The sequence below is a fragment of the Streptomyces sp. NPDC047974 genome (genome assembly GCF_040653375.1).
Classification (GTDB): Bacteria; Actinomycetota; Actinomycetes; order Streptomycetales; family Streptomycetaceae; genus Streptomyces.
On the sequence record NZ_JBEZNU010000026.1, the window covers coordinates 55,266 to 80,517 of the forward strand.

21 protein-coding genes are annotated in these 25,252 nt (G+C 73.4%); 4 read left to right on the forward strand and 17 right to left on the reverse strand.

The window, feature by feature from the left end:
• Position 1: 1 nt before the first annotated feature.
• Positions 2-856, reverse strand: coding sequence for a trans-aconitate 2-methyltransferase (locus AB0E19_RS29775; protein WP_362185288.1), 855 nt, complete (start codon positions 854-856; stop codon positions 2-4).
• 161 nt (positions 857-1,017) lie between these two features.
• Between AB0E19_RS29775 and AB0E19_RS29780 the strand changes: the two genes are divergently transcribed.
• Positions 1,018-1,515: a MarR family transcriptional regulator gene (locus AB0E19_RS29780; protein WP_030494707.1), complete on the forward strand. Its 498-nt coding sequence runs from the start codon at positions 1,018-1,020 to the stop codon at positions 1,513-1,515.
• On the opposite strand, the gene AB0E19_RS29785 is transcribed toward AB0E19_RS29780, so the two are convergent.
• The 9 genes from AB0E19_RS29785 to AB0E19_RS29825 all read right to left on the reverse strand — a co-directional run bounded on the left by AB0E19_RS29785 (position 1,474) and on the right by AB0E19_RS29825 (position 13,622).
• A complete protein-coding gene (locus AB0E19_RS29785) occupies positions 1,474-2,235 on the reverse strand; it encodes a response regulator transcription factor (protein ID WP_362185289.1) in 762 nt (253 codons plus the stop codon). The two genes, AB0E19_RS29780 and AB0E19_RS29785, sit on opposite strands and share 42 nt — an antisense overlap.
• A 247-nt stretch (positions 2,236-2,482) precedes the next feature.
• Positions 2,483-3,622, reverse strand: coding sequence for a galactokinase (gene galK / locus AB0E19_RS29790; RefSeq protein ID WP_362185290.1), 1,140 nt, complete (start codon positions 3,620-3,622; stop codon positions 2,483-2,485).
• Positions 3,619-4,611 (reverse strand): UDP-glucose 4-epimerase GalE, encoded by a 993-nt coding sequence (galE, locus tag AB0E19_RS29795; RefSeq protein WP_362185291.1) that lies wholly within the window; start codon positions 4,609-4,611, stop codon positions 3,619-3,621. Before galE ends, galK begins: the two co-directional genes overlap by 4 nt.
• A complete protein-coding gene (galT, locus tag AB0E19_RS29800; RefSeq protein WP_362185292.1) occupies positions 4,608-5,651 on the reverse strand; it encodes a galactose-1-phosphate uridylyltransferase in 1,044 nt (347 codons plus the stop codon). Before galT ends, galE begins: the two co-directional genes overlap by 4 nt.
• A 114-nt stretch (positions 5,652-5,765) precedes the next feature.
• Positions 5,766-6,449 (reverse strand): response regulator transcription factor, encoded by a 684-nt coding sequence (locus AB0E19_RS29805; protein WP_362185293.1) that lies wholly within the window; start codon positions 6,447-6,449, stop codon positions 5,766-5,768.
• Positions 6,450-6,619: 170 nt separating this feature from the next.
• Positions 6,620-8,500: a PQQ-binding-like beta-propeller repeat protein gene (locus AB0E19_RS29810; protein ID WP_362185294.1), complete on the reverse strand. Its 1,881-nt coding sequence runs from the start codon at positions 8,498-8,500 to the stop codon at positions 6,620-6,622.
• On the reverse strand, positions 8,497-10,341 hold the full coding sequence (locus tag AB0E19_RS29815; RefSeq protein ID WP_362185295.1) for a PQQ-binding-like beta-propeller repeat protein: 1,845 nt from the start codon (positions 10,339-10,341) through the stop codon (positions 8,497-8,499). Before AB0E19_RS29815 ends, AB0E19_RS29810 begins: the two co-directional genes overlap by 4 nt.
• A 112-nt stretch (positions 10,342-10,453) precedes the next feature.
• Positions 10,454-12,262, reverse strand: coding sequence for an ABC-F family ATP-binding cassette domain-containing protein (locus AB0E19_RS29820; protein ID WP_362185296.1), 1,809 nt, complete (start codon positions 12,260-12,262; stop codon positions 10,454-10,456).
• 76 nt (positions 12,263-12,338) lie between these two features.
• Positions 12,339-13,622: an acyltransferase family protein gene (locus tag AB0E19_RS29825; RefSeq protein WP_362185297.1), complete on the reverse strand. Its 1,284-nt coding sequence runs from the start codon at positions 13,620-13,622 to the stop codon at positions 12,339-12,341.
• A gap of 223 nt (positions 13,623-13,845) precedes the next feature.
• Between AB0E19_RS29825 and AB0E19_RS29830 the strand changes: the two genes are divergently transcribed.
• Entirely contained in the window at positions 13,846-14,814 is a 969-nt protein-coding gene (locus AB0E19_RS29830; protein WP_362185298.1) for a hypothetical protein, read from the forward strand.
• Here the strand turns inward: AB0E19_RS29830 and AB0E19_RS29835 are convergent.
• From AB0E19_RS29835 to rsmI, 6 genes are all read right to left on the reverse strand, one after another.
• Complete coding sequence (locus AB0E19_RS29835) at positions 14,811-15,716, reverse strand: 4-(cytidine 5'-diphospho)-2-C-methyl-D-erythritol kinase (RefSeq protein WP_362185327.1); 906 nt, start codon at positions 15,714-15,716, stop codon at positions 14,811-14,813. The genes AB0E19_RS29830 and AB0E19_RS29835 overlap by 4 nt on opposite strands.
• A gap of 5 nt (positions 15,717-15,721) precedes the next feature.
• A complete protein-coding gene (rsmA, locus tag AB0E19_RS29840) occupies positions 15,722-16,606 on the reverse strand; it encodes a 16S rRNA (adenine(1518)-N(6)/adenine(1519)-N(6))-dimethyltransferase RsmA (RefSeq protein WP_362185299.1) in 885 nt (294 codons plus the stop codon).
• A 28-nt stretch (positions 16,607-16,634) separates the two neighbouring features.
• Positions 16,635-17,837, reverse strand: a complete 1,203-nt coding sequence (locus AB0E19_RS29845; RefSeq protein ID WP_362185328.1) for a ubiquitin-like domain-containing protein — start codon at positions 17,835-17,837, stop codon at positions 16,635-16,637.
• Between the two features lie 255 nt (positions 17,838-18,092).
• Entirely contained in the window at positions 18,093-18,962 is an 870-nt protein-coding gene (locus AB0E19_RS29850; protein ID WP_362185300.1) for a TatD family hydrolase, read from the reverse strand.
• A 57-nt stretch (positions 18,963-19,019) separates the two neighbouring features.
• A complete protein-coding gene (locus tag AB0E19_RS29855; protein WP_362185301.1) occupies positions 19,020-19,439 on the reverse strand; it encodes a hypothetical protein in 420 nt (139 codons plus the stop codon).
• A gap of 183 nt (positions 19,440-19,622) precedes the next feature.
• Positions 19,623-20,468, reverse strand: a complete 846-nt coding sequence (gene rsmI, locus AB0E19_RS29860; protein ID WP_362185302.1) for a 16S rRNA (cytidine(1402)-2'-O)-methyltransferase — start codon at positions 20,466-20,468, stop codon at positions 19,623-19,625.
• Between the two features lie 91 nt (positions 20,469-20,559).
• Here rsmI and AB0E19_RS29865 point away from each other — a divergent pair, with 91 nt between their 5' ends.
• Both AB0E19_RS29865 and AB0E19_RS29870 read left to right on the forward strand, forming a co-directional pair.
• Positions 20,560-22,311 carry a phospholipid carrier-dependent glycosyltransferase gene (locus AB0E19_RS29865; protein ID WP_362185303.1) on the forward strand — a complete coding sequence of 584 codons (1,752 nt, stop codon included), beginning with the start codon at positions 20,560-20,562 and terminating at the stop codon, positions 22,309-22,311.
• Positions 22,312-22,593: 282 nt separating this feature from the next.
• A complete protein-coding gene (locus AB0E19_RS29870) occupies positions 22,594-23,391 on the forward strand; it encodes a hypothetical protein (protein WP_362185304.1) in 798 nt (265 codons plus the stop codon).
• A gap of 341 nt (positions 23,392-23,732) precedes the next feature.
• Here AB0E19_RS29870 and AB0E19_RS29875 read toward each other — a convergent pair whose 3' ends face one another.
• Positions 23,733-25,073 (reverse strand): tachylectin-related carbohydrate-binding protein, encoded by a 1,341-nt coding sequence (locus AB0E19_RS29875; protein WP_362185305.1) that lies wholly within the window; start codon positions 25,071-25,073, stop codon positions 23,733-23,735.
• Positions 25,074-25,252 lie beyond the last annotated feature (179 nt).

The window sequence follows — 25,252 nt, forward strand, 5'->3', positions numbered from 1 at the left end:
CTCAGGCGGGTTTGCGGGCGACGGCGAAGACGCGGCGGAAGGGGAAGACCGTGCCGTCCCGGCCCGGGGGGTAGGCCTCGCGGAGGAGGTCGCGGTACTGGGCGAGGAAGGCGTCGACGGCCTCACGGTCGTCGCCGAGGGTGGTGAGGACCGGGCGCAGGGCGGTGCCCTTGACCCAGTCGAGGACGGGGTCCTCGCCCTGGAGGAGCTGGCAGTAGACGGTCTCCCAGACGTCGGTCTCGCAGCCGAGGGCGGTGAGACGGGTGAGGTAGTCCGGGGCTTCGAGGATGTGGACGAAGCGGCGGCCCTGGTCGGAGAGGCGCTCGCGCCATTCGGGGCGGGCGCAGAGTTCGCCGAGGAGGGCGTGGCTGGGGGAGGTGAAGTTGCCGGGGACCTGGAAGGCGAGGACGCCGCCGGGGCGCAGGCCGTCGATCCAGGCGGCGAAGGACTCGGGGTGGTTGGGGACCCACTGGAGGGCGGCGTTGGAGACGATCAGGTCGTAGGGCTCGGTGGGGGTCCAGTGGGCGGCGTCGGCGGGGCGGAAGTCGAGCCAGCCGCCCCCGGCGGTCGTGCCCGACCAGTCCTTCTCGGCCTGTTCGAGCATCTCGGGCGAGAGGTCGAAGCCGGTGATCCGGGCGTCGGGCCAGCGGTCGGCGAGGAGGGCGGTGACGTTTCCGGGTCCGCAGCCGAGGTCGGCGATGCGGGCGGGGCGGCCATGGTCGGGGAGGCGCGGTATTCGGTTGAGGAGGTCGAGGAAGGGGCGGGTGCGGTGGGTGGAGTGGCGGAGGTACTGGTGCGGGTCCCAGACCGGTGCGACGGCGGAACCCTGGGCTGGCGCGGACGGCACGGAATGCATGTTCGAAGCCCCCTTGCAGGGATGTGGCGGTGAAACGGAACCGGTTCCGGCCCGGTCCCTTCCCCACCTTTCGGCCAAATATATCTCGACATCAAGATTCATGAAATAGAGAAACTTGACCCCAAGAGACTTTATGTCAACAGACCCACTACACTGATCACATGGAGGACGAGGTCGACCGGCTGGTCGCTGCATGGCGCCGTGAGCGCCCGGACCTCGACGTGGAGCCGTTGGAGGTCCTCAGCCGCGTCTCCCGGCTGGCCCGGCACCTCGACCGCGCCCGCCGGCTCGCCTTCTCCGAGCACCAGCTGGAGCCCTGGGAGTTCGACGTCCTCACCTCGCTGCGCCGCGCCGGAGCCCCCTACCAGCTCTCCCCCGGCCAGCTCCTCACCCAGACCCTGGTGACCTCGGGCACCATGACCAACCGCATCGACCGGCTCACCAAGAAGGGCCTGGTCGAGCGGCTCCCCGACCCCAGCGACCGGCGCGGGGTCCTGGTCCGCCTCACCCCCGAGGGACGCGACCGCGCCGACGAGGCGCTCGCCGGGCTGCTCGCCCAGGAGCGGGCCATCCTCGCCCAGCTCTCCCGCCCCCAGCGCGCCGAACTGGCCGCCCTGCTACGCCGGCTGACCGCCCCGTTCGACAACGTCCCCGGCTAGCGCCGGCAGCGGCGCCGGGCCCACGCCCGCCCGCCGGGCCAGGGCCACCGCCGCGAGCGTGGAGTGGACGCCCAGCTTCCCCAGCACGTTCTGCATGTGCGTGCGGACCGTGTGCGGGGAGAGGAAGAGCCGCTCCGCCACCGCCTTGCGGCCCAGGCCCGCCACCATGCAGCGCAGCACCTCCCGCTCGCGCGGGGTCAGCGACTCCACGAGCCGCTCGCTCTCCGTCCGGTGCCGCCGGGCCGCCGTCAGCTCCCGCAGCACCCCGGTCAGCAGCGCCGGCGGCAGATGCGTCTCGTCCCGCAGCACCCCCCGCACCACGGCGAGCAGCCGCTGGAGCGAGGAGTCCTTCGCCACCCAGCCGGAGGCCCCCGCCTGGAGCGCGAGCGCGGCACGGCGGGCGTCGTCCTTCTCGGCGAGCACGACCGTACGCACCGCGGGCTGGGCCTTGCGCACCCCCGCGACCAGCGAGATCCCGTCCACGACGGGCTCGCCCTCGGGAGGGGGCGGCACGGCCGCGGGCAGCACGCCCAGGTCGGCGTCGACGAGCAGCACGTCGAACCGGCGCCCCTCCGCGACGCCCCGGTCCAGACAGCGCATGGCGGCGGGACCGGTGCCCGCGGCGGCGACGTCGACGTCGGGCTCGGCCGCGAGCGCGGCCGCCAGCGACTCGGCGAAGACGCGGTGGTCGTCCACCACCAGGACCCGGATTCGTGCCACGGACACCCCCAAGTGTCGAGGAGAGACCGACGCGGTACGGCGCCGGAGGGCGGGTCCGTCGGGCACACGGCCGCCGCCGTGACCAGACTGCTACCCCGCTCCCGGCGCCGTACCCGGCGGTCTCGCTCCCCTGAACGGCACCGGCCCCCACCGGTGCTGCCCCACAGAGTAGGGGCGGGGCACCGCCGTGGGGGCCGATGGGCGGAAGTGTCCGAAGTCGACCGTCCGTGTGGCCGTCCGGGGCTCCTCAGAGACGGCGGGCGCCCGCCGAGGGGACGGCCGGGAAGATCCCCGGCTCCGCGTACCCGGCGCCCGCGAAGGCCTTCCGGACCGCCGCCGCGACGTCCTCCGCCCGGTCCGCCTCGACCAGGACCACCGCCGAGCCGCCGAAGCCGCCGCCGGTCATCCGGGCGCCGAGCGCCCCGGCCGCGTTCGCCGCCTCGACCACCAGGTCCAGCTCCGCGCAGGAGACCCGCAGGTCGTCCCGGAGCGAGGCGTGGCCCTCGGTGAGGAGCGGGCCGACCGCCCGGGTCGCGCCGGCGTCGAGCAGGGCGATCACCCGGACCACCCGGTCGTTGTCCGACACCACGTGCCGGACGTACCGCTGAATCGTCCCGTCGCTCAGACGGTCGAGCGCGGCGGACAGATGCGCGGCGTCCACCTCGCGCAGGGCACGCACCCCGAGCGCCCGCGCGCCCGCTTCACAACCGGCGCGCCGCTCCGCGTACGCGCCGTCCCCGAGGGCGTGCTTCACCCGGGTGTCGACGACGAGGAGCGCGAGCCCCTCGGCGGCGAGGTCGAAGGGCACCTGGCGGTAGGACAGGTCCCGGGTGTCGAGGTGGAGGGCGTGGCCCTCCTCCGCGCAGGCGGAGGCCATCTGGTCCATGACGCCGCAGGGCACGCCGACGAAGGCGTTCTCGGCGCGCTGGGCGATCCGGGCCAGCTCGGGCCGGGTGAGCCCGAGGCCGAAGAGGTCGTTCAGGGCGAGGGCGGTGACGACCTCCAGGGCCGCCGAGGAGGAGAGCCCGGCGCCGGTCGGCACGGTGGAGGAGAGGTGCACGTCGGCGCCGGCCACCGGGTGCCCGGCCTCCCGCAGCGCCCAGACGACCCCGGCCGGGTAGGCGGCCCAGCCGCCGCCGGAGAGGGGTTCCAGGTCCGTCACGTCGAGTTGGACGATCCCGCCGTCGACATCTCCGGAGTGCAGCCGCAGGACGCCGTCGTCGCGGCGGGAGACGGCGGCGACGGTGGTGTGCGGCAGGGCGAGCGGCAGCACGAAGCCGTCGTTGAAGTCGGTGTACTCCCCGATGAGGTTGACCCGCCCGGGGGCGGCCCAGACCCCGTCGGGCGCGGCGCCGTACAGCGCCTCGAAGCCGGCGGCGACGCTCATGCGCCCTCCTCCTGTCGGTGCCGGGCGAAGGCCCAGGCGTCGGCGACGACGTCCGCCAGGCCGGGGCGGGACGGGATCCAGCCGAGCCGCTCGCGGGCGGCGTCGGCGGAGGCGACGAGGACGGCCGGGTCGCCGGGGCGGCGCCCGGCGGCGATCTCCGGGACCGGGTGGCCGGTGACCTCGCGGACGGTCTCGATCACCTCGCGGACGGAGAAGCCGTTGCCGTTGCCGAGGTTGCAGACCAGGTGCTCGCCGGCCGGCACGGTGCCCCGGGTCATGGCGTCGAGGGCGAGGAGGTGGGCCTCGGCGAGGTCGGCGACGTGGATGTAGTCGCGGACGCAGGTGCCGTCGGGGGTCGGGTAGTCGTCGCCGTAGACGGAGATGGCCTCGCGGCGGCCGAGGGCGACCTGGAGGACCAGCGGGATGAGGTGCGACTCGGGGTCGTGGCGTTCGCCGAGCCCCCCGTACGCCCCGGCGACGTTGAAGTAGCGCAGCGAGGCGGCGGCGAGGCCGTGGGCGGCGCACTCGCCGGTGATCATGTGGTCGACGGCCAGCTTGCTCGCCCCGTACGGGCTGGTGGGGGCGGTGGCCGCGGCCTCGGTGATCGGGACGGCCTCGGGCTCGCCGTAGGTGGCGGCGGTGGAGGAGAAGACCAGCCGGCGGACGCCGGCCGTGCGCATCGCGGCGAGCAGCGCCATGGTGCCGCCGACGTTGTTCTCCCAGTACTTCTCCGGCTGGGCGACGGACTCGCCGACCTGCGAGTACGCGGCGAAGTGCAGCACGGCGTCGTAGGAGCCGTCGAGCCAGCGGGCGGCGTCCTGGACGCGGCCCTCGACGAACTCGGCGCCGGCCGGGACGCCCTCCCGGAAGCCGGTGGAGAGGTCGTCGAGGACGGTGACCCGGTCCCCCCGCTCCAGGAGGTGGGCGGCGACCGTGCCGCCCACATAGCCCGCCCCGCCCGTGACCAGGTACTTCTTGGCCGTCGTCATGCGCTTGCCACCTCTCGGATGCGCCGGGCCGCGTCCTCCGGCCGGATGTCGTTCATGAACGCGCCCATGCCGGACTCGGTGCCCGCGAGGAACTTCAGCTTGCCGGAGGCGCGCCGGACCGTGAACAGCTCCAGGTGCAGCCCGAAGTCCTCCCGCCGCTCGTCCGTGAAGGGCGCCTGGTGCCAGGCGGCGATGTAGGGCGTGGGCGGCTCCGCCGGGCCGAAGATCCGGTCGAAGCGCCTCAAGAGTTCCAGATGGACCTGTGCGAACTCCGCACGGGCGGCCTCGTCGAGGCCGAGCAGGTCGGGGACGCGCCGCCGGGGATGGAGGTGGACCTCGTACGGCCACTTGGCGGCGTACGGGACGAAGGCGATCCAGTGCTCGGTCTCCAGGACCACCCGTTCGGCGTCGGCGCGCTCGCGGGCGACGAGGTCGTCGAAGAGGTTGCGCCCGGTCTCCCGGCGGTGCTCGTCGATGCGGCGGCGCATCAGGGCGGTGCGGGGGGTGATGTACGGGAAGGCGTAGATCTGGCCGTGGGCGTGGGGCAGGGTGACGCCGATCTCCTGGCCCCGGTTCTCGAAGCAGTAGACCTGCTGGACGCCGGGGAGGGCGGAGAGGGCGGCGGTGCGGTCGGTCCAGGCGTCGAGGACGAGGCGGGCCCGCTCCTCGGTGAGGTCGGCGAAGGAGGCGGTGTGGTCGTCGGTGAAGCAGACGACCTCGCAGCGGCCGACGCCGCCGGAGAGGGACGGGAAGCGGTTCTCGAAGACCGCGACCTCGTAGCCCTCCTCGGGGATCTCGCTCTCGCGGCCGTCCCTGGCCGGGCAGAGCGGGCAGGCGTCGGCCGGCGGGAGGTAGGTGCGGGTCTGCCGGTGGGAGGCGACGGCGACGTGGTCGCCGGTCAGCTCGTCGTACCGGATCTCCGAGCGGGAGGTGACGGGGGTGAGGGGGCGCGGGTCGACGGCGGTGCGGACGAGGTCGTCGCGACGGTCGTAGTAGATGAGCTCGCGCCCGTCGGCGAGCGTGGTGACGGTCTTCTTCACGGGGTGCCCTCCGGGCGCGAACAAACAGAACCACGCACAAAGAACCACAACCGAACATCAGGGTCAAGGGCGCGGCCCCACGGGACCCCTCCGCGGTGGCCCGGTACCCCGTACTCAGTACGCCGTGCGCTGCCTCGGCACCGCCCGGTCGAGCAGCCCGGTCCTCGCCGCCAGCGCCGCCGCCTCCAGGCGCGACCCGACGCCCAGCTTCATCAGCACCCGCTGCACGTGCGTCCGCGCCGTGCTCGGCGCGATCCCCATCCCCGCCGCGATCAGCCGGGTGTCCTCCCCCTCGGCCACCCGCACCAGGACCTCCACTTCGCGGTGGGTCAGCAGCCCGAGGAGGCGCTGCGCCTCGTCGTCCGGCTGCGCCGCCGGGTTCAGCAGCTCCGCGAAGGCCCCGGCGAGCAGCTGCGGCGCCACGGCGGCCTCCCCCGCCCGCGCCTTCAGCAGGGCCCGCTCGACGCCCTCGATCCGCTCGTCGTGCCGGACGTACCCGGACGCCCCGGCCGCGAAGGCGGCGGCGATCCCGCGCGGCGACGGCACCGGCCCGAGGACGACCACGGCCACCTGCGGCCGCTCCCGCTTGATCCGCGCGACCGGCTCGAAGGCCCCGGCGGCGGCCGGTGCCGCGGTGCCGAAGAGGCACACCTCGGGGGCCCGGCCCACCACGACCTCCGCCGCCCCCGCGCCCGGCGCGGCCGCCGCGAGCACCCGGTGCCCGCGCAGCTTCAGCGCCGAGGCGAGCGCCTCCGCGTGCAGGCGGTGGTCGTCCACGACCACGAGCCGAACGCCCATCCCGTCATCCCCCATCCCCCGGGCCTGCCGTCCCCCGGCACTTCTGATCCCGGCAAGCTACACGCTCCCCCGCCCCGCGGTCCGTCAACCTCCGCCGCCCGAAAGGGGGACGGGACGCGCGAAGGGCCTCCCCGGTGTCCCGGGGAGGCCCTTCGCGTCGGTCGCGGACGTCAGCCCTTGGTGCTGAACGAGACCGCGAGGTACTTCTTGTCGAGGGCGGAGCCGGACTCCCTCGGCTTGTTGGCGTAGGTGCCGGAGATGAAGAACCGGCCGTCGCCGTAGAGGAGTTCGGCGCCGGTGATCGAGAAGCTGGACTCGATGGACCGGTTCGCCTTGTCCGAGGGGTTCTCCAGGAGCAGCGTCGACTTCATGGTGCCCGCGTGGACGGAGACGAGCTGCCCGCCCTTGTCGTGCGGGGGCATCTTGTACGCGATGAGGTCGCCGCCGTCCATGCGCAGCGGCATCAGCACGTAGCCGTCGCCCGCGTCGGCCTTCTCGGGCGCCATCTTGCCGTCGGCGAGGCTGAAGGCGACGATCTCGTTGGTCTCGTCGCCGTACTCGCCGGTGGAGCCCTCGTGCTCCTCGGTCGGCAGGTAGAGCCGGTCGTCGCCGACGAGGGCCTGCGAGCACTCCTCCACCGAGGTGGCGCCGCACTCGGCCGCGTAGCGGTCCGGGTTGGCCGTGATCTTGGTCCGCAGCTTGCCGGTCTTCTCGTCGATGGAGAAGAAGTCCGAGATGCTGCTGCCGTCGTCGGCGGCGTCGCCGACGTTGGCCGCGACCACCAGCGGCTTGGTCGAGACGACCGAGGTGTACTCCACGCCCTGCGGCATCTTGAACTCGGAGAGCGGCTTGCCCGACTTCGGGTCCAGGTTCTGGACGGAGATGGTCTGGGCGCCGTACTTGCCGCACTTGCGGACCGCGACGAGGCCGGCGCCGCCGCCGTACCCCATGTCGTAGCAGCCCTGGTCGTTGGACTGCGGCTTCCAGAGCACCTTGCCGGTGGCGGCGTCGAAGGCCGCGCCGCCGTCGGTGCCGCCGGCCGCGACGGTGCCGCCGCCGAGAGTCACCTCGCTGAAGCGGGCCTTCTCGTCGCCGCCGCCGCTGACGGAGGCGGACCACAGGAGCTTGCCGGTGTTCAGGTCGAGCATGCCGACCTGGTTGCAGCTCTGGTAGTACCGGGGCGCGACGCGCTTCTTCTCCTCGAAGAGCACCGGCACCTTGTTGTCCTCGGTCTTGTGCCGGGACGCGCCGCAGACCTGGCCGGCCAGCGGGATCGTCCAGGAGACCGTGCCCTTGTCGATGTCGTAGCCGACGACCGAGTTGACGCCCGTCTTCACGAAGGTCTTGTCGGTGAGCCAGGAGCCGTCGACGGGCGTGGTGTCGGGCACCTGCGGCACGTCGATCCGGAAGGCGAGGCGGGCGCCGGTCTTGCCGCCCGGCTTCTCCTTGCCCTTGCCGCCCAGGCCGTTGGCGGCGGGGCCGTCGCCGCCGCCGGAGGCGCCGCCGTCACCGCCGCCGTTCGGGGACTGGCTGGTGCCGCCGGTGGGCTTGGCGTCCGGGGACGGGTCCGAGCCGGAGTTGGCGTACCAGATGCCGCCGCCGACGATCAGGGCGACGGCCACGGCCGCCGCGACGATGATCTGCGCCTGCGCGGACAGCTTCCGGCGGCCGCCCGGAGCGGCGGCCGGGACCTGCTGCTGCGGCGCGGTCGGGTAGCCGTACGGCTGCTGCGGCTGCTGCGGCTGGTTCGGGTAGCCGTACGGCGGCGGAACCGGCTGCTGGTACTGCGGGGCCTGCTGGGGAGCCTGCTGCGGGTAGCCGTAGCCGGGCTGGCCCTGCGGGGGCTGCGGGTGGCCGTAGCCGGGCTGCCCCTGCGGGGGCTGCGGGTGGCCGTAGCCCGGCTGGCCCTGCGGCGGGGGCGGGGGCGTGGGCGCGCCGAAGCCGCCCTGGCCCTGTCCCTGGCCCGGGTCCTGCTGGGCGCCGAAGCCGCCCGGCGGCGGGCCGGGGGGCTGGTTCGGCGGCTGGTTCGGGGGCGGGGGCGGCTGGGTCACTTGCTGAAGCCCATCATCGTCTTGGTCTCCTTCTCCTCGGCGTCGCTGGACGCCGAGACCCGGCCCGCCGCGATCACGAAGGTGCCGTTGCCGTAGGCGTAGCCCGCGCTGAAGAAGCCGCTCTCGATCTGCGCGACCGACACGGGGTGCTTGAGGAGGATCTTCGGCGCGCCGCCGGCCGGGGCGATCGTCGCGACCGCGCCGCCCTTGTCGTACTTGGGCGAGACGTAGGCGAGGACCTCGCCGCCCTCCATGCGCAGCGGGGACATCTGCTGCTCGTCGGGGGCCTTGGAACGCCACTTCGGCTTGCCGGTGTTGAGGTCGAAGGCGACGACCTCGTTGGAGGTGCCGTACGCGGTGTCGGTCGCCATGTAGAAGGTGTCGCCGCCGGCGGCGACGCCGGTGCAGCCCTGGAGGTTGCGGCCGAAGATGACCAGGCCGCCGCCGCAGCGCGGGGCGTACTTGTCCTTGCCGCCCTGGATCTCGGAGCGCACCTTGCCGTCCGGCTTGAGCGCGACGATCGACCACTTCTTCTGCTCGCGCTGGAAGGCGGAGACGACGAGCGGGTTCACCGAGTAGACCTTGTCGACCTCCCAGGTGGCGGCGAGCCGGTAGGTCCACTTGGCCTTGCCCGTGTTGGGGTCGACCTCGCTGATCGTGTGCTGTTCCTTGCTCACGTCGGCGGTGCGGCACTGGCTGGCGGCGATCAGCTTGGTGGCGTCGCCGGCGTAGGCGTACGGCTTGCAGTCGCCGGTGGGGCCGGTGAAGACCTGCTTGCCGTCGGTGAGGGAGAAGCCGTAGGCGCTGCTGCTGCCGGCCGCGGTGACCGTGTTGCCGCCGATGGCGAGGGTGTTGTCGGAGAAGGCGAAGAGGCCGGTCGGCTTCGGGACGGCCTTCTTCCAGCCCGCCTTGCCGGTCTTGAGGTCGATCTGCTGGAGCATCGAGCACTTGGCGCCGTCCTTGGCGCTCTCCTCGTACCCGAAGACCATGATGCCGTTGGCGCCGGGCTGGGCCGGGGCCGCGCACAGCTTGAACGGCAGGTCGACCGACCACTTCTTGGCGCCGTCGGTCAGGGAGTAGCCGGAGACGCCCTTGTACATCGCCTTGACGACGGTGTCGCCGACGATCCAGGGGCCGAAGACCTCGGAGCCGTTGCGGGGCAGGTCGACGTCGTTGGTGGTGAGGAAGTTGACCTTCGCCTCGCCCTCCTGGCGGGCCGCGTTGAGGTCGTCCTCGCCGCCCTTGTCGCCGTCGCCGGAGCCGTCGCCCGGGTCGACCGACTCGGTCGGCTTCGGGCCGGTGGTGGCGCTGGAGGCGCTCGCCGTCGGCTGCGCGACGGTCGGCTTCTCGTCGTCACCGCCGCCGACGACGGCCCAGGTGGTGACACCGGCGACGAGCACGGCGGCCGCCGCGACGATCGCGACGAGGCCGGTGCGGCCCTTGAACGGGCCCCCGCCGGAACCGCCGTCCGGGGCGGGCGCGCCCGGGTACATCGGCTGGGTCTGGCCCGGGTAGCCGCCGTAGGGGCCCGGCTGCTGCGGCTGCCCGTACGGACCCGGCTGCTGCGGCTGGCCGTACGGCCCCGGCTGCGGGGCCTGCTGCGGGTAGCCGTACGGCGGCGGGACCGGCTGCTGGTGCTGCGGCGGCTGCTGCGGGTAGCCGTAGCCGGGCTGGGCCTGCGGCGGCTGGCCGGGCGCCTGCGGCGGGACCGGCGGCATCTGCGGCGGCTGGGCCGGCATCTGCGGCGGCTGCGCCGGCGGGACGGGCGGCATGCCGCCCTGGTTCGGATCCTGGGGAGCTCCGAAGCCCCCCGGCGGCTGGTTGCTGGGCGGCTGGGTCATCAGCGCTTCCCCCTTGCTGTGAGCGGGTTTTCTTTCTACCACTCACCCGGTGGCGCAAAAGCGACCGGTCCATCCCTTGTGCCCAAGGGAGGACCGGTCCGTGATGCCCTCGTTATGCGTTCTCGGCCAGTTCGAGCCAGCGCAGCTCCAACTCTTCACGTTCTCCAGAAAGTTCTCGCAACTCGGCGTCGAGCTTCGCGACCTTCTCGAAATCGGTCGCGTTGTCGGCGATCTGCGCGTGCAGCTTCGTCTCCCGCTCGGAGATCTTGTCGAGCTGCCGCTCGACCTTCTGGAGCTCCTTCTTCGCGGCGCGGGCGTCGGCGGCGGAGACCCCGGCCTTCTGCTGCGGGGCGGCCGCGGCGGCGGGCGCCGGGGCGGCCTCCTCGATCATCCGGCGGCGCCGCTCCAGGTACTCGTCGATGCCGCGCGGCAGCATCCGCAGGGCCCGGTCGCCGAGCAGGGCGAAGGTGCGGTCGGTGGTGCGCTCCAGGAAGAAGCGGTCGTGGGAGATGACGACCATGGAGCCCGGCCAGCCGTCGAGGAGGTCCTCCAGCTGGGTCAGGGTCTCGATGTCGAGGTCGTTGGTGGGCTCGTCGAGGAAGAGGACGTTCGGCTCGTCCATCAGCAGGCGGAGCAGCTGGAGCCGGCGGCGCTCGCCGCCGGACAGGTCGCCGACCGGCGTCCACTGCTTCTCCTTGCCGAAGCCGAACTGCTCGCACAGCTGCCCGGCGGTCATCTCCCGGCCCTTGCCGAGGTCGACCCGGTCGCGGATCTGCTGCACGGCCTCCAGGACCCGCAGCTGCCCGGGGAGTTCGGTGACGTCCTGGGAGAGGTAGGCGAGGCGCACGGTCTTGCCGACGACGACCCGGCCGGCCGGCGGCTGCTTCTCGCCCTGGGAGGTGGCGGCATCCGCCAGTGCCCGCAGGAGTGAGGTCTTGCCCGCGCCGTTGACGCCGACGAGTCCGACGCGGTCACCGGGGCCCAGCTGCCAGGACAGGTGCTGGAGGAGGGTCTTGGGACCGGCGGTGACGGTCACGTCCTCCAGGTCGAAGACGGTCTTGCCGAGCCGGGCGTTGGCGAACTTCATCAGCTCGGTGGAGTCCCGGGGCTCCGGCACGTCCGCGATGAGCGCGTTGGCCGCCTCGATGCGGAAGCGGGGCTTGGAGGTGCGGGCCGGGGCGCCGCGGCGCAGCCAGGCCAGCTCCTTGCGCATCAGGTTCTGCCGCTTGACCTCCTCGGTGGCGGCGATCCGCTCCCGCTCGGCCCGGGCGAAGACGTAGTCGGAGTAGCCGCCCTCGTACTCGAACACGTCACCGCGCTGCACGTCCCACATGCGGGTGCAGACCTGGTCGAGGAACCAGCGGTCGTGGGTGACGCAGACGAGCGCCGAGCGGCGGGTCTGGAGGTGGCCGGCGAGCCAGGCGATGCCCTCGACGTCCAGGTGGTTGGTGGGCTCGTCGAGGACGAGCAGGTCCTGCTCCTCGATGAGCAGCTTGGCCAGCGCGATGCGGCGGCGCTCGCCGCCGGAGAGCGGGCCGATGACGGTGTCGAGGCCGTGCTCGAAGCCGGGCAGGCCGAGCCCGCCGAACAGGCCGGTGAGCACGTCCCGGATCTTGGAGCTGCCGGCCCACTCGTGGTCGGCCATGTCGCCGATGACCTCGTGCCGGATGGTGGCCTTCGGGTCGAGCGAGTCGTGCTGGGTCAGCACCCCGAGCCGCAGCCCGCCGCTGTGCGTGACGCGGCCGGTGTCGGCCTCCTCCAGGCGCGCCAGCATCCGGATGAGAGTGGTCTTGCCGTCGCCGTTGCGCCCCACGACCCCGATCCGGTCCCCTTCGGAGACGCCGAGCGAGACCCCGTCGAGCAGGGCACGGGTGCCGTACACCTTGCTGACGTTCTCGACATTGACCAGGTTGACGGCCACGTTGACTCCAGTGCGGGGTGATCGATCGACGTACCAGGGTACGTCCCCGCGCCCCTCGGCGGCCCTGCCGACCGGGTCAGGACCGGGAGCGGCCCGGCCGGTCGACCAGGAGCCAGCCCACCAGGGCCATCGCGACCGCCGCCGGCGCGGTCACCCTGACCGCGATCAGGGTGGCGGTGTGGCCCTCCAGGAGGCCGCCGAAGCCCGTCATCGACAGGCCCAGGACGCCCAGGAGGGCGAGGGCGATGCCGAGCGCCGCGAGCGGTCCCGAGCCGCCGGTGCGGGGGACGGGGGCGGGCGCCTCGAAGCGGCGGAAGACCGCGACGAGGAGCGCGGTCAGCGCGGCCGCCGCGAGGAGCCTGGGCGGCAGCTGCGCCCACCAGGCGGCCGTCGCCGGGGCCGGGAGCCGCACGCCGAGCGCGAGCATCCCGCCGTACACGCCGAGCATCGCCGTCAGGTGCCACAGGAAGGCCGTCATCGCGATGCCGTTGGCCGCGACCACCGTCCGCCAGACCCGCGCCCGGGCCGCGAACCGCGCCCCCGGGCCGCGCAGCAGCTCCACCGCGCCGATCAGCCACAGGCCGTGGCAGAGCAGGGCCAGCGTCGGCGGGGCCATGTTCGACACCTTCTCGCCGGGCATCCCCACCATGGACAGCGGGTACGGGCCGAAGGCCACGAGCAGGCCCGCTCCGGCGAGCCCCGCCGCCGCGAGGAGCGCCGGGCGCCGGATCATGCCGTCGGCCTTCAGAAAGCCCAGCTGGTGCACGGCCAGCCAGACGAACGCGAAGTTCAGGAACTCGACGTACGGGACGCCGGCGGCGAAGCGCGCCGCGTCGACGAGGACGGCGGCGGCCGCGAGCCCCGCGAAGGCGCCCCAGCCGTACCGCTCGTGCGCCCGCAGCAGCGGCGGGGTGAAGGCGACCATCGCGAGGTAGATCCCGATGAACCACAGCGGCTGCGTGACCAGCCGCAGCGCGACACCGGTCAGCCCGCCGTCGGCCCCGGCCACCTGGAGGGCGAGCGCCGCCGCGCCCCACACCGCGACGAACACCATCGTCGGCCGCAGCAGCCGGCGCAGCCGGGCCCGCAGGAAGTCCGCGTACCGGGGGCGGGAGCGGTGGGCGAGGGCGTGCGCGAAGCCGCCCACGAAGAAGAACACCGGCATCACCTGGAGCGCCCAGGTCGCCGCCTGGAGCTCCGGCACGACCGCCAGCAGGTTGCCGACGCCGTCCTGGGTCACGGCCGCCATCAGCCAGTGGCCGAGGACGACGACCCCGAGCGAGACGACCCGCAGCAGGTCCACATACCGGTCGCGCGCCGCCGGGGTGGCGGCGGCGAGCTCACGCGCGCTGATTCCCATGGCGCCACCGTCCCTCGCCGGCCCGGGGCTCCGTCAGGGCGCGGATACTCAACCGGCGCCTGAGTACGGGGTGTCGGCGCCCGCGTCCGCCGCCCGCGCACGCCTGCCAACCGGCTCACGCCGTCGGCCACGCGGGCGACCTCCCGGCCGGGGCTGCCGGAGGACGCACCCCGCAAACCGTCATGTTCTCCTCGGATCACCCACCACCTCCGAGGAGAGATCCATGTCGAGACACCCACGCCTGGCGGCCGCCGCCGGCGCCGCCGTCGCCCTCACCGTGCTCGCCGCCGGCCCCGCGTCGGCCGGCGACCCGACCGTCACCGATCCCCGTGTCGTCGCCCACTTCGACTTCGCCGCCGGGCAGAACGCGGAGAACATCGCCCTCGAACCCGACGGCTCCGCCGACATCACCTTCGCCTTCGCCCACCAGGTCGCCCGCGTCACCCGGCAGGGCGAGACGACGATCCTCGCCACCCTGCCCGAGGTGCCGGACGCGCAGACCCCCGTCGGCGGGGCCGTCGCCCTCGGCATCGCCCGCGCCCACGACGGCACCCTGTACGTCACCTACGCCACCGGCAGGAAGGAAACCGGCATCTGGCGTATCCCGCCCGGTGGCGGCACGCCGGAACAGATCGGCTTCTTCCCGGCCGACGCCTTCCCCAACGGCCTGGCCCTCGACGAGAAGTGCGGCACCCTCTACACGGCCGACACGCGGCTCGGCAGGGTGTGGAGCCTCCCGGTGACCGGCGGCGAGCCCACGGCCTGGGCCACCGGGGCCGCGCTCGAACCCACCGCCGAGGTCCCGTTCGGCGCCAACGGCCTCAAGGTCCACGACGGCGCCGTCTGGGTGTCCAACACCGCCCAGGGGACCCTGCTGCGGATCCCGGTCCGAAAGGACCTGACCGCCGGCCCGACCGAGACCCGGGCGACCGGTCTCGACTTCATCGACGACTTCGACTTCACCGGGCACGGCGACACGGTCCTCGCCGCGCTGATCATGGCCGACAAGCTGGAGCTCGTCCGGCCGGACGGCACCCACAAGACCGTGCTCACCGGCACGGACGGGCTCGACGACCCGACCTCCGTGGCGGTGCGCCACAAGACCGTCTACGTGAACAGCGCGGCCTTCTTCAACACGCTGGACCCCGACCCGAACCTGCTCCTGGCCACGCTCTCCAAGAACAAGCTCTAGACGACCGTCGCGCCCGGCGCCGGCGAGGTCGCCGTGTGGGTGGCGCGGCACGTGCCGGAGGCGCGCAGGGCCCGCGCCACCTGGTCCGCCGCGTCCGCGTCCTTCACCAGGAACGCCGTCGTCGGGCCCGAGCCGGAGACCAGGGCCGCCAGGGCGCCGGCCTCGGTACCGGCCGTGAGGGTGGCGGCAAGGGAGGGACGCAGGGAGAGCGCCGCGGGCTGGAGGTCGTTCGACAGCGCGGCCGCCAGGGCCGCGGTGTCGCCGGAGGACAGGGCGTCCAGGAGCTCCGGGGCGGCCGCGGGCTCCGGGATCTCGACGCCTTCGGCGAGGCGGTCGAACTCGCCGTACACCGCGGGCGTCGACAGGCCGCCGTCGGCGACCGCGAAGACCCAGTGGAAGGGCCCGGCCACCGGCAGTTCCGTCAGCCGCTCGCCGCGGCCGACGCCGAGCGCCGCGCCGCCGACGAGGCTGAAGGGGACGTCGGAGCCGAGTTCGGCGCAGATCTCCAGGAGCACGTCACGCGGGGTGCCGAGTCCCCACAGGGCGTCGCAGGCCAGGAGGGCGCCGGCGCCGTCCGCGCTGCCGCCGGCCATGCCGCCGGCCACCGGGATCGCCTTGGCGATGTGCAGGTGGACGTCCGGGGAGAGGCCGTGCCGGGCGGCGAGGAGGGTGGCGGCGCGGGCGGCCAGGTTGGTGCCGTCGAGGGGGACCTTGTCCGCGTCGGGGCCCTCGCAGGTGACCGTCAGCCGGTCGGCGGGGGTGGCGGTGACCTCGTCGTACAGCGACACCGCGAGGAAGACGTTGGCGAGGTCGTGGAAGCCGTCGGGGCGGGCCGCGCCCACCGCGAGCTGCGCGTTGACCTTGGCCGGGACCCGTACGGTCACACCGCTCGCGCCCGTCACGCCGTTCACGCCCGCGCCTCCGGCTTGTTCTCCGCGATCCGGGCGAACTCCTCGACCGTCAGCGCCTCGCCGCGCTCCTGCGGCGAGATCCCGGCCTTCACCAGCGCCTCCTCGGCGGCGGCGGGCGAGCCCGCCCAGCCGGCGAGGGCGGCCCGCAGCGTCTTGCGGCGCTGCGCGAAGGCCGCGTCGACGACCGCGAAGACCTCCGCCTTGGTGGCGGTGGTCGCGATCGGCTCGGTGCGGCGGACCAGGGAGACGAGACCCGAGTCGACGTTGGGCGCGGGCCAGAAGACGTTGCGGCCGATGGCCCCGGCGCGCTTGACCTCGGCGTACCAGTTCGCCTTGACGGAGGGGACGCCGTACACCTTGTTGCCCGGTCCGGCGGCGAGCCGGTCGGCGACCTCGGCCTGGACCATGACGAGGGTCCGCTCGATGGTCGGGAAGCGGTCGAGCATGTGGAGCAGGACGGGCACGGCCACGTTGTACGGGAGGTTGGCGACGAGCGCGGTCGGCGCCGGGCCGGGCAGCTCCTGGACGAGCATGGCGTCGGAGTGGACCAGCGCGAAGCGGTCCTTCCGCTCCGGCATGCGCGCGGCGATCGTCGACGGCAGCGCGGCGGCCAGGATGTCGTCGATCTCGACGGCGGTCACCCGGTCGGCGGCCTCCAGGAGCGCCAGGGTGAGGGAGCCGAGTCCGGGCCCCACCTCGACGACGACGTCGTCCGGGCGGACGCCCGCGGTGCGGACGATGCGCCGGACGGTGTTGGCGTCGATGACGAAGTTCTGGCCCTTCTGCTTCGTGGGGCGCACGCCGAGGGCGGCGGCCAGCTCACGGATGTCGGCGGGGCCGAGGAGGGCGTCGGGGCCGTCGGGGCCGGTGGTGGTGCTCACCGGTACAGCCTACGGGTCGCCGTGCCGGTCACTGGAACAACCTGCGTCCGCAGTGCGGCCAGGGCCCCGCGCCGCGCTGGACGTAGAGCTTCTTCGCCCGGAAGGTCTGCTCGGCGGCGGGGGCGTTCTGGGCGACGCCGGTGCCGCCGAGGGAGCGCCACGTACCGGGGTCGAACTGGTAGAGGCCGCCGTACGTCCCCGAGGGGTCGACCGCGCCCGGCCGGCCGCCGGACTCGCAGGCGGCGAGCGCGCCCCAGTTCAGGCCGTCGGCGCCGGCCACGGAGCCGGGGAGCGCGCGGGTGCCGACGCGGACCTTGCGGGAGACGGGTTCGCGGACCAGCTCCTCGCCGGTGCGGCGCGGCTTCTGCTTCACGCCGTTGACGGAGCGCAGGTGGTACGTGATCCGGCGCAGGCCCGGCACGCCCTGCCGCTCGACGACCTCGGTGCCGGCGAAGAGCTCCGGGTCGCGGACGCGCTCGACGGCGTACGGGACGGCCTCCTCGCGGGTCTGGGTGGAGCCGGTGATCCGCAGCACGGTGACGGTCTGCCCGTCGCGGGGGAAGGCGTCCCGGGGGACGGAGGTGGTGTCCTCGCCGCCGAGGGTGATGCCGGCCTCGTCGAGGGCCTCGGCGACGGTGGCCGCGTTGGTGCGGACGGTCCGCTCGCGGCCGTCGGCGAGGAAGGTGACCGCGCGTTCGGTGCGGACGTCGAGCGCGAGGCCGGTGCGGGAGATCGCGGCGGAGCGGGAGACCGACAGATGGGCGCCCTCGGCGCGGACGCCGAGCTGGCGCAGGGCGCCGTCGACGGTGTCGGCGGTGGTCCACACCTGGCGTCGGTAGCCGTCGAGGGTGAGGGCGACGGGCCGGCCGTACCGCAGGACGACCTCGTCGCCGCTGGCCAGCGGCGCCCCGGGGGCGGGGGCGACGAGGTCGTGCTCGCCGACCTCCAGGCCCTCGTCGGCGAGGAGCTCCCGCACGTCGTCGGAGAAGGTGTGCAGGGTGCGGGGGACGCCGTCGACGGTGAGCCGGACGGCCTTGTCGTCGGCGACGAAGGCGCTGGTGCCGCCGGCCAGGAAGGCGACGACGAGGGCCTGCGGGACGAGCCTGCGCAGTCCGTCGCCGGCCGGGCGGGCGGCCTTGCGGCGCCGGGCCCCGCGCCGGGCCGCGGCCCGGCCCTGCGGGGGGACGGTCAGGGGGACGGCCTGGGTGGGCTGCTCGTGGACGGGCAGCATGGCCGCCGCCCCCCGCCGTCCGGCGCGGTGACTGCCCTGGGAAGTGCTCACGAGGCCGGGACCCTACCGCCCGATCCCGGCCACTCTCGCGAACGACTCGGCTACGACACGTAACCGTTGTGACTCCTCCCCCTCGCGAACGAGGGGGCTTCTCCCTTGCGACCGAAGTCCACAGGACGGCCAAGCCCTGACCGCTGCCGAGGCAGGCGTGCAGCTTACCACACGGCTATACATTCAGCAACCGAACATGCACACTCAGTAGTCGAAGGCGCGGGCCGTGTTCACGGCGAGCGCCTCCGCCATCGCGTTCTCGTCGATCCCGCGCACCGAGGCCATCGCCCGGACCGTGACCGGGATCAGGTACGGGGCGTTGGGGCGGCCCCGGAAGGGCGCCGGGGTGAGGAAGGGGGCGTCGGTCTCGACGAGGACGAGGTCCAGCGGGGCGACGGCGAGCGCGTCGCGCAGCGGCTGGGCGTTCTTGAAGGTCATGTTGCCGGCGAAGGACATGTAGTAGCCCTTGGCGGCGCAGATCTCCGCCATCGCGGCGTCGCCGGAGTAGCAGTGGAAGACGGTCCGTTCGGGGGCGCCCTCCTCGTCCAGGACGCGCAGCACGTCGGCGTGGGCCTCCCGGTCGTGGATGACGAGGGTCTTGCCGTGCCGCTTGGCGATCTCGATGTGGGCGCGGAAGGAACGCTCCTGCGCGGCCATGCCCTCGGGGCCCGTGCGGAAGAAGTCGAGGCCGGTCTCGCCGACGCCGAGGACGTGCGGAAGGGCGGCGAGCCGGTCGATCTCGGCGAGCGCGTCGTCGAGCGCCGCGTCGCCGCCCGCCTCCCGCGCCCCCTGCCGCGACCAACCGTCGGGGTCCCCGAGGACGATCCGGGGCGCCTCGTTGGGGTGCAGGGCGACGGCCGCGTGCACGTTCGCGTACCGCTCCGCCGTCTCCGCGGCCCACCGGGAGCCCTTCACGTCACAGCCGACCTGCACGACCGTCGTGACGCCGACGGCCGCGGCCTTGGTCAGCGCCTCCTCGACCGTGCCGGACTGCATGTCGAGGTGGGTGTGCGAGTCCGCGACCTCCACGAGGAGGGGTTCGGGCAGCGGCGGCGGGGCGTCCTTGGCACTCATGGCCCCGATCGTACGAGGGCCATGAGCACGTCCGCGCGGCGGTTCCGGCGCCCGCTCTCAGTGCCGGGAGCGGAAGGGGTGGAGCAGATCGGAGAGGTGCCAGTGGTGCGGGACCGGCGGCGGGGCCTCCTCGCCCTCGGTCAGCGACTGGCCGATCGGTCCGGCCGCCGAGACGGGACTGGTCTCCTTCGCCCCGCGCCCGTGGTGCTCCATCGACGCGATCAGGTCCAGCACGGTCGACACCTGCCCGGCGCGCATGATCCGCACCACATGGCCGCCGCAGTTCATGCAGGTCGGATTCGAGAGCGGGGAGGGGACCCGCTCTCCGTCCGCCTTGTACACGACGAACGCCTGGCCGTGCGCGTCCGTGTGGTGCTCTATCTCGTAGGACTGCTCCCAGCCGTACCCGCACCTCATGCAGGCGAAGGCGTAGGCCTCATGGACGACGGGCGTTCCGGTGCCGGTGGTCTCACTCATGCCAGCTCCTCTCCACTGGTCCAGTGGACGCCTTTTCGGGCCGGAGCGCATCAGCGGGGAAGAAACCGTGGAACGGTTTTGGGCGTTCCCTTGCCGAAGCGCCCTCTGAAGACTCCCGGCGCCGGATTCGGCTTTGCCTTAAAGGTTAGCCCTTTACCGTTTCCAGGGCCTTTCCTGGAATTGTCAGGACGCGTTCTTCGCCGCGACGACCGCGTCGAAGACCTCCCGCTTGGGCAGCCCCGCCTCGACGGCGACCGCGGCGATCGCCTCCTTGCGCCGCTCCCCCGCCTCCTCGCGCACCCGCACCCTGCGCACCAGCTCGGCCGCGTCCAGCTCCTCGGGGCCGGTCTCCGGGGCGCCCTCGACGACGACCGTGATCTCGCCGCGCACCCCTTCCTTCGCCCAGGCCGCCAGCTCGCCCAGCGGGCCGCGCTTGACCTCCTCGTACGTCTTGGTCAGCTCGCGGCAGACGGCGGCGCGCCGGTCGGTGCCGAAGACCTCGGCCATCGCGTCGAGGGTGTCGTCGAGCCGGTGCGGGGCCTCGAAGTAGACGAGGGTGCGCCGCTCGGCCGCGACCTCCCTGAGCCGGCCGAGCCGCTCGCCCGCCTTCCTCGGCAGGAAGCCCTCGAAGCAGAACCGGTCGACCGGAAGGCCGGAGAGCGCGAGCGCGGTGAGCACGGCGGACGGGCCGGGGACGGCGGTCACCTTGATGTCCGCCTCGACGGCGGCGGCGACGAGCCGGTAGCCCGGGTCGGAGACCGACGGCATGCCCGCGTCGGTCACGAGGAGCACCCGGGCGCCGCCCTGCAGGGCCTCGACCAGCTCGGGCGTGCGCGCCGACTCGTTCCCCTCGAAGTACGACACCACCCGCCCGGTGGTGTGCACGCCGAGCGCCCGGGTCAGCCCGCGCAGCCGGCGGGTGTCCTCGGCCGCGACGATGTCCGCCCCCTCCAGCTCGGCGACGAGCCGCGGCGGCGCGTCCGCGACGTCACCGATGGGGGTCCCTGCGAGTACCAGCGTTCCAGTCACGCGTCCCATCCTCCCAGGAGTCGCACCCGTCACGGCGCCCCGTACCGCCGGGACGGGCGACGCGCACAGGCGCAGTCCCTACGATGGCGCGGTGACCCGTACCGCACCCGAGGCCCTGGAGGGCCAGCACTCCATGGCGCCGACCGTGGCCGAGCCCTCTTCGTGGCAGCTGCGGCTGCGGCGCTTCGGCTACCGCCCGCCCGCCGCCGGCTCGCTCGCCATCGGCACGCGGGACCGGCTCGACCCGCCGTACACCCGGCCGTCGCCGCGGGTGACGTCCCTCCTGGGGCTCGGGCCCGCGGCCGCCGACCGGCTGTGGCGGCTGTCCGCCTGGGGCGGTCCGCTGCTCGTCGCGGCCGTCGCCGGGGTGCTCCGGTTCTGGAACCTGGGCAAGCCGCACGCGGTGATATTCGACGAGACGTACTACGCCAAGGACTCCTGGGCCCTGATCAACCAGGGGTACGAGGGGGCGTGGCCCAAGGACATCGACAAGACGATCCTGAAGGACCCCGGCTCGGTCCTGATCCCCACCGACCCGGGGTACGTCGTCCACCCGCCGATGGGCAAGTGGGTCATCGGCCTGGGCGAGAAGCTCTTCGGCTTCGAACCGTTCGGCTGGCGGTTCATGGTGGCGCTGCTCGGGACGCTCTCCGTCCTGATGGTGTGCCGGATCGGCCGCCGCCTCTTCCGCTCCACCTTCCTCGGCTGCCTCGCCGGGCTGCTGCTCGCCGTCGACGGCCTGCACTTCGTGATGAGCCGCACCGCGCTCCTCGACCAGGTGCTGATGTTCTTCATCCTGGCGGCCTTCTGCTGCCTGGTCGTCGACCGGGACCGGTCGCGGAAACGGCTCGCCGCCGCGCTCCCCGAGGACGAGGAGGGAGTCCTCCGTCCGGACGCGGAGATCGCCGAGACCCTGCGCCTGGGCTGGCGCCCGTGGCGGCTCGCGGCCGGTGTGATGCTGGGCCTCGCGGGCGCCACGAAGTGGAACGGCCTGGTCTTCCTGGCCGCGTTCGGCCTGATGACGGTCCTGTGGGACATCGGCGCCCGGCGGACGGCGGGCGCGGTCCGCCCGTACGTGGCGGTCCTGAAGAGGGACGTGCTGCCCGCCTTCGTCTCCACGGTGCCGGTGGCGTTCGCCGCGTACCTGGCCACCTGGTCGGGCTGGCTCGTCTCCGACAAGGGGTACTTCCGGAACTGGGCCGCCGAGCAGGACGCGGTGGACCCCGGTTTCTGGAGCTGGCTGCCGCAGTGGTGGCGCAGCCTGTGGCACTACGAGTCCGCGGTGTGGAAGTTCCACGTCGAGCTGACCTCGCCCCACACGTACGAGTCCAACCCCTGGTCCTGGCTGGTCGCGGGCCGCCCCGTCTCCTACTTCTACGAGTCCCCCGCCCCCGGCACCGGCGGCTGCCCGGCCTCCGCGAAGGAGAAGTGCGCCCAGGAGATCCTCGCCCTCGGCACCCCCCTCCTGTGGTGGGCCGGCTGCGCCGCCCTCCTGTACGTCCTGTGGCGCTGGCTGTTCCGCCGCGACTGGCGCGCCGGCGCGATCCTCTGCGCCTTCGCCGCCGGCTGGCTCCCCTGGCTCCGCTACCAGGAGCGCACGATCTTCTACTTCTACGCCGTGATCCTCGTCCCCTTCCTGTGCCTGGCGGTGGCCATGATGATCGGCGCCATCATCGGCCCGAAGGGCTCCACCGAGAGGCGCCGCACGATCGGCGCCGTGGTGGCGGGCTGCCTGGTCCTCCTGATCGTCTGGAACTTCATCTACTTCTGGCCGATCTACACGGCGACGCCGATCCCGATGGACCAGTGGCGGGCCCGGATGTGGCTGGACACCTGGATCTAGCTGGGAAAGCACGACAAGAGGGCGCGACCGGTGGTCGCGCCCTCTTGGTTGTTGTCGGTGGTTCTCGGTGGCCATCGGCCACCCTTCGACGGCCCACAGACGGCCCAGGACGGCCCTGGTCCCCCGCTAGCGCCAGTAGGAGCACCCGCTAGCGTTAGCGGCCCCGCTAGCGGGCCAAGCCGCCTGCGAGCAGGGCGTCAGCGGTGAGCGCCCGATGTTCCCGGCGGCTCTGTACAGGTAACCCCACGCCTGAAAGACGTCCCCGCCCTACTATCGACGCTCATGTCCACCACCACCTCACCGATACCCGTCCTCCGGGGCCGCGCTGGTACCACCCTCCAGGCTCAGGACGACGTCCTCGTCCTGAGCCGGCGGCGCAAGGAGAAGCGGATCCCGCTCCAGGCCGTCCGCCGAGTCGGCGCCGAGGGCCGTGCCCTTGCCGTGGAGCTGACCGCCCCGGCCGGGACGGCCCCGGTCACGTACGAGGTCCGGGGCGTGAGTGAGGTGGCGGCCACGGCGTTCGCCGACGCCGTCACCGCGCTCCTGCCGGAGGAGCGGGCGGCCGACGGCACGGCTCTCGTCACCGACAGCGCGCCGGCGGGGTCCGATGACGACTGGTACACGCGCGCGTTCAGGCTCACGGCATGGGTCACCGGCCTGGTGGCGGTCGGGGTGGCCGTGCCCCTGGACGTCGTCGAGTCGGTGAGCCGCGCGGTCGCGTTCCTGGTGTTCACCCCCATCGCCGTGGGCATCGCCGCATTCGGGGTCGCGGCCCTGTCCATGCAGTACCGCGAGTGGACCTACCCCCGGTACGGCATCACCGTCGAGGCGGTGCGCCGCGGCCCCAAGGACTACGCCTACACCGACCTGCACGGCGTGGTCCGCGGCGCGTACATCTCCGGCAGCGCGCCGACCGTCAAGGTCGCCTACGACCCGAGGAACCCCGCCGACCCGGTCCATGCGAAATCGTGGATTGCCAAGGCGGCGGGCACGCTCGCCTTCCTGGTCGTCATCGCCGTCGGTCTCGCCTTCCTGGCCCTCACCGTCTCCATGGCCGTCGACGGCTTCCAACGCGCCTGATCCCCGCCCCGGCGGACGAACTCCCGACGGTCCGTGAGCCGCCCCGAAGGTCGCCGAGGTCGCCCTGTTTGCGACCGTCACGGCCCAGGGACGGCCCAGCCCCGACATGCCGGCCCCAGACGCCGAAGAAGTCACTGGTCAGGGCCGTGCGGGCCGGGATTCGCGAGGCTTCGTCTACTTCTGGCCGATCTACACGGCGACGCCGATCCCGATGGACCAGTGGCGGGCCAGGATGTGGCTGGACACCTGGATCTGAGCGGGCGGTAGGAGGCCGGGCACGGCGAGGCCGCGGATCCCCGGGGGGAATCGGGATCCGCGGCCGGTCTTTTTCGGGGCCGGGGTCAGAAGATCAGGTTGTACGTGTTCCAGCCGCCGCCGACGAGGGTGCGGGTGGTGGGCACCCAGCCGCCGGCTCCGGACTTGCTCTTGTAGATCCAGAGCCGGCCCTCGGCGTCGCGGGCGACGACGTCGTCCGGCGGGCCGACCGCGGGGTCCATCTGAAGGCTGCCCGTACCGGCGATGGCCGTGTAGATCTGCCAGCCGCCGCCGACCTTGACCCGCTGCTTGTACGGCTCCGCCGGGTACGAGCCGGCGTAGTGGGCGCGCTCGTACTTCCACAGCACGCCGCTCTTGTCCCGGGCGAGGGCGCCGCCGTTGTCGAAGTCGGTCATCGTGTTGTAGGTGTTCCAGCCGCCGCCGACCGCCACGCGCGGCTTGAACACGTCTCCGCCGGTGGGCTCCTGGACGCGCTCGTAGTTCCACAGAACGCCGCCGCTGTCGCGGGCGACGAGACCGCCGCTCTGGCCCGTGAGGGCCGTGTACTTGTTCCAGCCCCCGCCGACGCGCACGCGGGGCTTGAACGGGGCGGCGCCGGTGGGGTCGGCGTTGCCCTCGTAGAACCAGAGGACGCCGTCCCGGTCTCGGGCGACGAGGTCACCGCGACCGTTGGTGCCGGTCGTGTCGAGCGGCGCGATCGCCGTGTACTGCTGCCAGCCGCCGCCGACCCGCACCTTGCTCTGCAGGGGCCGCGCCGGGTCGCCGGTGCCCTGGTAGGACCACAGGACGCCGTCGCGGTCACGGCCGAAGAGCAGGTTGCGGTAGTCGGAGCCGTCCGTCACGTCGATGCCGAGCCGGCCCTCGGCCACCACCTTGCCGGTGGAGTCCTTCAGGGTCACGGGTGCGTCGAGGGAGCCGATCCACTCCAGGCCCTGGGGGAGGTCGAGGGTGACGGCGTACGCGATCCGGTCGGCGGTCTGCACCGCCGGGAAGTCGACGGCGACACCGGAGAAGTTCTCGTTCAGGTCATCGTCGGTCAGCCAGACGCAGCTCTGGAAGGCACCGCCGGCGGCCGAGCAGGTGGAGTCGATCGCGTCGGAGAGGCGGTAGGGGTTCCAGCCGCCCGCGGGGTAGTCGGTGACCGGCAGGCGTACGCGAGCCGTCAGCGGGCCGGTCGAACCGGCAGCCGGGGCGGCGGTGAACCTCACCGTCACCGGTCCTTCGGTGCCGGCCGGGACGGTCGCACGGCCGCCCTCCTGGACGATCGTGCCCGGCTCGACCGTGGCCTGCGCCTCCGCCGCCACCGGGGCGGTCGCGGCCAGGGCCGGCGTTCCCCCGAGCACCAGCGGAACGACACCGGCGAGCAGAGCGGTCGCCATCACTGCGCTGCTGTGCGTGCGCTTCATCGGAAATCCCCCCAGATTCGGTGGTGAAGCCGTGCGGGCGTCCGCACGTTCACCTGGAAGACACCCGAGCGGCCCCGAGGGTTGTACGCGGCCGACGGGCATGGTGACGGAAGTGACGGACGTCGCTCGACAGTTGTCAGTGGCGGCTGCTTGACTCGACGGTCCACACGGGGAGGGAA